Source organism: bacterium (assembly GCA_022616075.1).
Taxonomy (GTDB): domain Bacteria; phylum Acidobacteriota; class HRBIN11; order JAKEFK01; family JAKEFK01; genus JAKEFK01.
This window is the reverse complement of the sequence record JAKEFK010000167.1, coordinates 1-6,933: the sequence shown is the minus strand read 5'-3', so window position 1 is coordinate 6,933 and position 6,933 is coordinate 1. Positions and strand designations below refer to the sequence as shown.

The following is a 6,933-nucleotide window of genomic DNA, read 5'->3' as shown; positions in this document are numbered from 1 at the left end:
CTAGTGTGGTGCGGGCGACCCGCCCGCAAAAGCTTCGCAGACGAGATGTCCGCGCCACTTTGCTTTCAGAAAACTGACGCTTTCACAAAGTTTTGATTCGTTCGTATACTCCTGCCCTCGGCCGAACTCTGGCAAGCTGTTTGCTTCGAGAAAAGACATGTATCAACGTTTACTTATCGCTACGGTTGCCCTGTTTTTATTCAGCTGTTCAGCGGAAAATCCTGCACAAAATCCGGGTGGTCAATTCTTCACAGTCCAGGTGATCAACGAACAGTTTGTCATTTTTGTAACAGATCAAGAGACGATCCGTTTGGCCACTGAAAACTTTCAAGGAAGAAACACTCGATTTCCGATAGGAAGACTGGAACGCGGAAATGGCGGGTTTAATCAGCCTTGGAACTGGCATCTACTTCCTGACACGGTCCGGATGGCGGAATCAGCCGTAGAAGCATGCGACGGACGTCCGAGCTATGTGGAAGGTCACATCGATGATTATGTGAATGCCGGGGCCTATTGCCCATGGTCTGCAAGAATCATTAAAATTGGAAGATAGGAATCTCGAATGCGTATTTTGCATCTTGTTGTTGCGCTTCTGATTTTTATGGCTTGCACCGATAAAGAGCAGAGTTTGACCGGACGCTACAGTGGAGTTCAAAGCTCCGGAATCGGACAGGTCGATTCACCGATGACAATCGTAATTAACCAAAGCGGCGTCAAAATCACTGGATCGGTAACCCCTCCCTTTTCGAGCGATCTTGCTCCGTTTGAAAATGCGAAAATCAACGGATCCACGATACAGTTTGATCGAAAGGAAGGTGATATAACGTTCCGTTACGAAGCCATCTTCAATCAGGCTGAATCATCCCTTCAGGGACAATATCAGCCGCTTGGCTGCATGGATCCTGATAGCGGTGAACCCTGCCAGACCGATTCAGAAGGTTCGTTTCGAGCGGAAAAAGAATAACCCGCCGACGATTACAGATTCTTGTTTGCGGCTTTGGTGAGGCGGGATTTGTGACGCGCTGCAGCATTCTTGCTGAGCACTCCTTTGCGCACAGACTTATCGATGATGGAATAGGCTTCCGGCAGCATCTTTGCCGCATCTTCGCCGGCTGCGGCTGATAACCTGACCTTCTTCAATTCTGTTTTCAAACGAGTTTTGTTCGCTTTATTGCGGGCCTGGCGCTTTTTCGATTCGCGCAACCGCTTCTTCGTTGATAAGGAACTGGCTCTTCCCATTTATTTCTCCTCCAAAAAGAACTAAGAATTATGCATAAACTGCAGAAAGAAAGCAACCACTTCACCGCAGAGGACGCTGAGAGCGCAGAGAAAAACAAGATGATTTTTTCTCTCTGCGAACTCTGCGATCTCCGCGGTGAAAGACTAGGTCATCAAAGGCACGTCGAAGATTGCCGGGGCCGGCTCTTTTAGATTACACAGCTGAAGCGTCATCAATTCCAATACAGTGCGGTCCTCCTTCGCCTGCCCCGATTTCAATGCGCGATCGGTAAAAGAAAGAATTTCGACTGCTTTGATCAAATCGGCCATTCGGAAACGGGAAAGCTGCGTCAAGTATTTCTGCAGAAAATAGACCGGTTTATTAATTTTCTGAGCAATCGTTGCCTGTGGAATTTTTTGGAGTACCATTTCCTTTGCAAGGATCATTTTTTCATACTGTTTCGCGAGGAGGGCGATGCAGTAGATCGGCTGCTCACCTTGCTCCAACAAATCCCGCAGAAGCTCCACTGATTTTCCTGAATCCTGATCTAATAGTGCTTCCGTCCAATCCCACACTTTTGCGGTGGGAGTATAACCCACGGTGTTTTCGATATCCTGCAGCGTAATTTTTCGTTCCGACTGCCGGAAGAGCATCAACTTTTCCAATTCCGCTGATATTTTTTGAAGGTCGGTCCCGAGACGTTCCGTCAATGCCTGGATAGCGTTCGTCTCAATTTGGAAATTCAGACTGCGCAAGTGGCCACTCACCCAGCTCGGAATCTCCTTTTCGCTGAGGGGATTGAATTCAACCACCATCGTCTTCTTTGAAAGTATCCCTTTCAGTTTCGAACTTCCTTCCCATCTGTCGAGATCAAAAATCAATAAAGTGCCCGAAGAAGGTTGCTGTATGTACTGATCCAGATAATCTTTGATGCGGCCGAAATTTTTCTCCAGAACGGAGGCATGTTTGATATACAAAACCTTCCATTCGCCGAACATAGGCATGGTGCTGGCTTCATCAAGAAATGCGGTATCTTTGATTTCTTCTCCGAACAGCGAACGGTAATTGAAAGGCCTGGATTCTTGATCGAGAAAACGGTTCAATACCGTATCGAGCGCGCGATCCTTCAGAAAAGTTTCTTCGCCAAGAAAAGTGACAACCGGCGAGACTTTGCGCTCCTGTACAGCCTTAAGAAACTCGGAGTATCGCAATCAGAATCCTTCAAGGATGGCGCTAACGACCGATTCAGCAAAATCTTTAGCGATTTGATCGATAGCTTCCGATTGGCGATCAAAGAAAAGGATTTCTTCCTGATCGATTTGATACTGGCCGCGAAAAATGAAACTGGGATTCTGGAACAGGACTTTTTTCTGTGTCAGATCGGTAAAGGTCACCTTCGCAGTGATTACAACATTGTATTCACTCGCGCGCCCTTCAGCGCTGAAAGTGGCCGGATAAAGCGATACGGAGATGATCGTGCCTTTCAAAAGCGCATCCACCCCCTGCGCGTCCGGAACAACTTTGTATTTGCCCCTCTGAAGAAGGACCGTTTGAATGCTGGAGGTTATCTTTTGTTCCACTTGATAACCCTGCGTGTTGTTCACAAAGATGGGAAGTCCGATCGTTTTGATATGCTGCGGCAAACTGGAACCGGTTCCCGCCAGATGATATCCGCATGCAGTAAGCAAGAACAAGGATAAACATAAAGGAACACCGACTTTCACTATGATTACCTCACTACAATATTGATGAGCTTATCAGGAACGAAGACAATTTTTACAAATTGTTTTCCTTCCAGATGTTTTTGAACTCTTTCATCGCTTGAGGCCATATCCATGATTTGATCCTGAGAAGACCCACGCGGCGCGGGCATCGAAGCACGCAATTTTCCGTTTACCTGCACAACGATCGTCGCCTGTTCTTCCTGAGCCAGGCCTGAATCAAACTCGGGCCAGGGCAAAGAAGAGAGCATCTCCGGATGCCCCATCAGCGTCCATAGCTCCTCCGTTATATGAGGAGCAAACGGATTCAATAAGTGCAGAATGGTTTCGAGCGATTGGCGGATTAACTTCGCCGATGGCGGATTCTGCTGTTGAAGCGAATCGTTTGTCGCATTCACCAGCTCCATCACTGCGCTGATCGCTGTGTTCTGATGCATCCGTTCATCGATATCCTGCGTCACTTTACGTATCGTTTGATGAATTTTTCGCTGGAGTGTTCGATCCGAATCCGATTCTTCAGGTCCCGCGAATTCCATGCGTTGTATAATCAGCTTCCAGACGCGATGCAAAAATCGATGAGAACCCTCGACTCCCTGGTCGTTCCATTCCAGCTCTTTTTCCGGTGGGGCGGCAAAAAGGCTGAATAAACGCACTGTATCCGCGCCGTATTTGCCGATCATCTCATCCGGATCCACAACGTTTCCTTTGGACTTCGACATCTTGGCGCCATCTTTAATCACCATGCCCTGCGTAAACATGCGCCTTACAGGCTCATCGAAAGGAATCATTCCCAAGTCATAAAAAGCTTTCGTGAAAAACCGGCAATAAATCAAATGCAGAATTGCATGCTCGACTCCACCAATATAAAGATCGATCGGCATCCAGTAACTGACCGCATCGCTATCAAACATCGCGCGGTCTTCGTGGGGCGAGCAATAACGAAAAAAGTACCAGCTGGAATCCACAAACGTGTCCATCGTATCCGTATCGCGGAGTGCCGGTTCACCGCATTTCGGACACTTAACGTTGACGAACTCCGGGACATGCGAAAGAGGCGAACCTTTTTCTCCAGTGATTTCAACGTGGAGCGGAAGCAGTACCGGCAAATCCTCATCCGGAACAGGAATCACTCCACACTTTTTGCAATGAATCATGGGGATGGGTGTTCCCCAGTAACGTTGTCTCGATATACCCCAGTCTTTGATCTTAAAAGTGGTCGCTCCTTCACCGAAGCCTTCTTTTTCCGCATGAGCGGTCATCTGTTTCTGCGCCTCTTCGCTGTGCAAGCCGGAGAAAGGACCACTGTTGATCAGAGTGCCATAGTCTTCGAATGCGCCTTCCGGTGTTTCAACGACTTGTCTTTCCTGTAATCCATACTTGCGCGCGAATTCTTGATCGCGCGTATCGTGAGCCGGGACTGCCATAATGGCGCCTGTGCCATAATCCATCAGGACATAGTTTGCCACCCAAATCGGAATCCGTTCCTGGTTGAACGGATTGATCGCGTATACACCCGTAAAGAATCCCTTTTTCTCCAGGTCCTCCTTGCCATGAAGAACCTGCTCTTCTTTCAAAGCACGAGCGCGCGAAATTTCCTCGGAACCAGATCCGAAGATTGCAGACAGCAAAGGATGTTCGGGCGCAAGCACCACGAATGTGGCGCCGTAAATGGTGTCGATTCGCGTTGTAAAAACACGGATTTTTTCGGGACGGTTTTCGATTCCGAAATCCACGTACGCTCCGCGACTTTTGCCGATCCAATTTCGCTGCATCGTCAAAACTTTCTCCGGCCAACCGGACATGGTATCGAGCGCTTGCAGCAAGCGATCTGCATAAGCCGTGATTTTGAAGTACCACTGGTCCAGCTGCTGGATGACCACTTCGGTTTCACATCGCCAGCAACGTCCGGCAACCACCTGCTCATTTGCCAGAACCGTCATACAGCTGGGGCACCAGTTCACATTTCCTTTTTTGCGATAGGCCAAACCCCTTTCGTACATTCGAAGGAAAAACCACTGGTTCCACCTGTAGTATTCGGGTTCACAGGTGTTTACTTCCCTTTTCCAATCGTAGGAAAGGCCGAGCGACTTCATCTGGAGTCGCATCGCTTTGATGTTTTGCATGGTCCATTTGTACGGCTGAACCTTGTTCTTAATCGCCGCGTTTTCTGCGGGCATTCCCAGTGCGTCCCATCCGATTGGGTGAAGAACGTTGTAGCCCTGGCGACGCTTGTATCGCGCGATCGCATCGGGGATCGAATAGTTGCGCACATGCCCCATATGGATTTTGCCGGATGGATAGGGCAACATCGCCAGATTGTAGAATCTTGCCCTGCTTTTATCTTCGTGAACTTCGAAAATGGAATCGTCTTCCCAGCGCTTCTGCCATTTTCCTTCAATAGTTTTGAAATCGTAATTCATTTTCTCAACGCAAAGGCGCAAAGGCGCCAAGAAATTATATTAACATCACTACTGTTTCGCCCACTCTTCCGCATTCCTACGCAATTCGTTCAAAGTATTTTCCAGTTCGATGCGCTTTATTTCCAGGGTTTCTTCCGGTAGATCCTTTTCAAGAACTATCGGAGGGGCGATATCTACACGCACGCGTGAAAAAGGAAGCGGAATTTGAAAGCTATCCCAGGACTCAAGATTTTTTGCCTTCTTTGCCTCAATATGAAAAGGCAAAATCGGATGTTGAGAATAGCTGGCCAGCCAGGTCACGCCCTGTTGCACCTGATGCCTTGGTCCACGCGGACCATCCACGGTAAATGCAACCGGCGCGCCCTGTTTCAAAGTTCTTATTAAACCGATTGTCCCTTTCACTGCGCCTCTGGATGAGGAGCCACGACTGCTACCGTATCCGAATCTGTGAATGACGTGCGCAATGTATTCACCATCTTTGTTTTCGCTCGTGAGCACCACGATTCCACGATTTCGCCAGAAGTAAGTAGCTGATAAGATTCGTCCGTGCCAGAACGCATAAATAATAGATGGATTTTGCTGTATCAGCGATTTGAAATTTTCGAATCCGTGAATTTCCCAGCGCCAGGTTCTCGCAAGCGCCTGAATCAAGATCCAGCCGATCCAGCTCAGAGTATAGAAATAGAAAGAGCGAAACACTATCTTGATTTGCGGATCACTTGACAGAGATAATCCCCTACAGCTCGTGTTCCAAGTGAGCCTCCTAGATCAGAAGTGGTTTGATTTTCGTTGATCGCTGACCGCACTGCTGCCTCCACCAGTTCTGCTTCGTTATTCATGTTCAAATGCTGATACATCAATTGGGCAGTCAGCACAGCTCCAAAAGGATTTACCACATCTTTACCGGCATATTTTGGCGCCGAACCGTGAACAGGCTCAAACATTGCAGCTCCGTTGGGATTAATGTTTGCCGAAGCAGCCATCCCCAATCCCCCCTGCAGCTGCGCACCGATATCCGTGATGATATCGCCAAACATATTGCAGGTCACAATCACATCAAAAGCTTTTGGATCTTTGATCAGTTGCATCGACAACGCATCCACATACATGTGAGAGGATTGGATCTGAGGATATTTTGCGCTCACTTCTTTGAACACGCGTTGCCAGAGATCGTGTCCGTAAGTAAGCACATTGCTCTTGTCGCTCATGCAGACTTTTTTGCGGGCGGACTTTACTGCAAATTCGAAAGCATATTCGATAATCCGCTGCACTCCTTTGCGAGTATTCACGTCTTCCTGAATGGCAATTTCATCCGGACTGTTCTTCTTGAAATTGCCACCCATACCCACGTATAAGCCTTCGGTATTTTCGCGAAAGATGGCAATGTCTATCTCGCCGGCGCGAATTCCTTTTAATGGACAGAGCCGTTCATCGAAAAGAACAACAGGACGGTAGTTTACATAGAGATCCAGCATGAACCGCGTGCCGAGCAGAATATCGGCTGCGTGACGCATGTCGGGAATTCGGGGATCGCCAAAGGCGCCCATGAAAATAGCATCGTAACCGGCGAGGT

Annotated in this window: 8 protein-coding genes; 2 read left to right on the top strand and 6 right to left on the bottom strand. The window is 48.2% G+C overall.

What is annotated here, in order from left to right; genetic code table 11:
- The first annotated feature begins 157 nt into the window (after nucleotides 1-157).
- A complete protein-coding gene (locus L0156_13155) occupies nucleotides 158-553 on the top strand; it encodes a hypothetical protein (protein ID MCI0603945.1) in 396 nt (131 codons plus the stop codon).
- A 9-nt stretch (nucleotides 554-562) separates the two neighbouring features.
- Nucleotides 563-964: a hypothetical protein gene (locus tag L0156_13150; protein MCI0603944.1), complete on the top strand. Its 402-nt coding sequence runs from the start codon at nucleotides 563-565 to the stop codon at nucleotides 962-964.
- An 11-nt stretch (nucleotides 965-975) separates the two neighbouring features.
- Here L0156_13150 and rpsT read toward each other — a convergent pair whose 3' ends face one another.
- The 6 genes from rpsT to L0156_13120 form a co-directional block, all read right to left on the bottom strand.
- Nucleotides 976-1,239 carry a 30S ribosomal protein S20 gene (gene rpsT, locus L0156_13145; protein ID MCI0603943.1) on the bottom strand — a complete coding sequence of 88 codons (264 nt, stop codon included), beginning with the start codon at nucleotides 1,237-1,239 and terminating at the stop codon, nucleotides 976-978.
- Between the two features lie 144 nt (nucleotides 1,240-1,383).
- Complete coding sequence (holA, locus tag L0156_13140; protein ID MCI0603942.1) at nucleotides 1,384-2,430, bottom strand: DNA polymerase III subunit delta; 1,047 nt, start codon at nucleotides 2,428-2,430, stop codon at nucleotides 1,384-1,386.
- On the bottom strand, nucleotides 2,431-2,943 hold the full coding sequence (gene lptE / locus L0156_13135; protein ID MCI0603941.1) for an LPS assembly lipoprotein LptE: 513 nt from the start codon (nucleotides 2,941-2,943) through the stop codon (nucleotides 2,431-2,433).
- Nucleotides 2,944-2,948: 5 nt separating this feature from the next.
- Nucleotides 2,949-5,360 (bottom strand): leucine--tRNA ligase, encoded by a 2,412-nt coding sequence (leuS, locus tag L0156_13130; protein ID MCI0603940.1) that lies wholly within the window; start codon nucleotides 5,358-5,360, stop codon nucleotides 2,949-2,951.
- Between the two features lie 48 nt (nucleotides 5,361-5,408).
- On the bottom strand, nucleotides 5,409-6,059 hold the full coding sequence (locus L0156_13125) for a lysophospholipid acyltransferase family protein (GenBank protein ID MCI0603939.1): 651 nt from the start codon (nucleotides 6,057-6,059) through the stop codon (nucleotides 5,409-5,411).
- Nucleotides 6,059-6,933: isocitrate/isopropylmalate family dehydrogenase (locus L0156_13120; protein ID MCI0603938.1), on the bottom strand; the 875-nt coding region annotated here is incomplete at its 5' end. The genes L0156_13120 and L0156_13125, both read right to left, overlap by 1 nt.

Coding starts and splice junctions, on each gene's coding strand:
- L0156_13155 (MCI0603945.1), top strand. CDS start 158: ATGTATCAACGTTTACTTATCGCTACGGTTGCCCTGTTTTTATTCAGC.
- L0156_13150 (MCI0603944.1), top strand. CDS start 563: ATGCGTATTTTGCATCTTGTTGTTGCGCTTCTGATTTTTATGGCTTGC.
- rpsT (MCI0603943.1), bottom strand. CDS start 1,239: ATGGGAAGAGCCAGTTCCTTATCAACGAAGAAGCGGTTGCGCGAATCG.
- leuS (MCI0603940.1), bottom strand. CDS start 5,360: ATGAATTACGATTTCAAAACTATTGAAGGAAAATGGCAGAAGCGCTGG.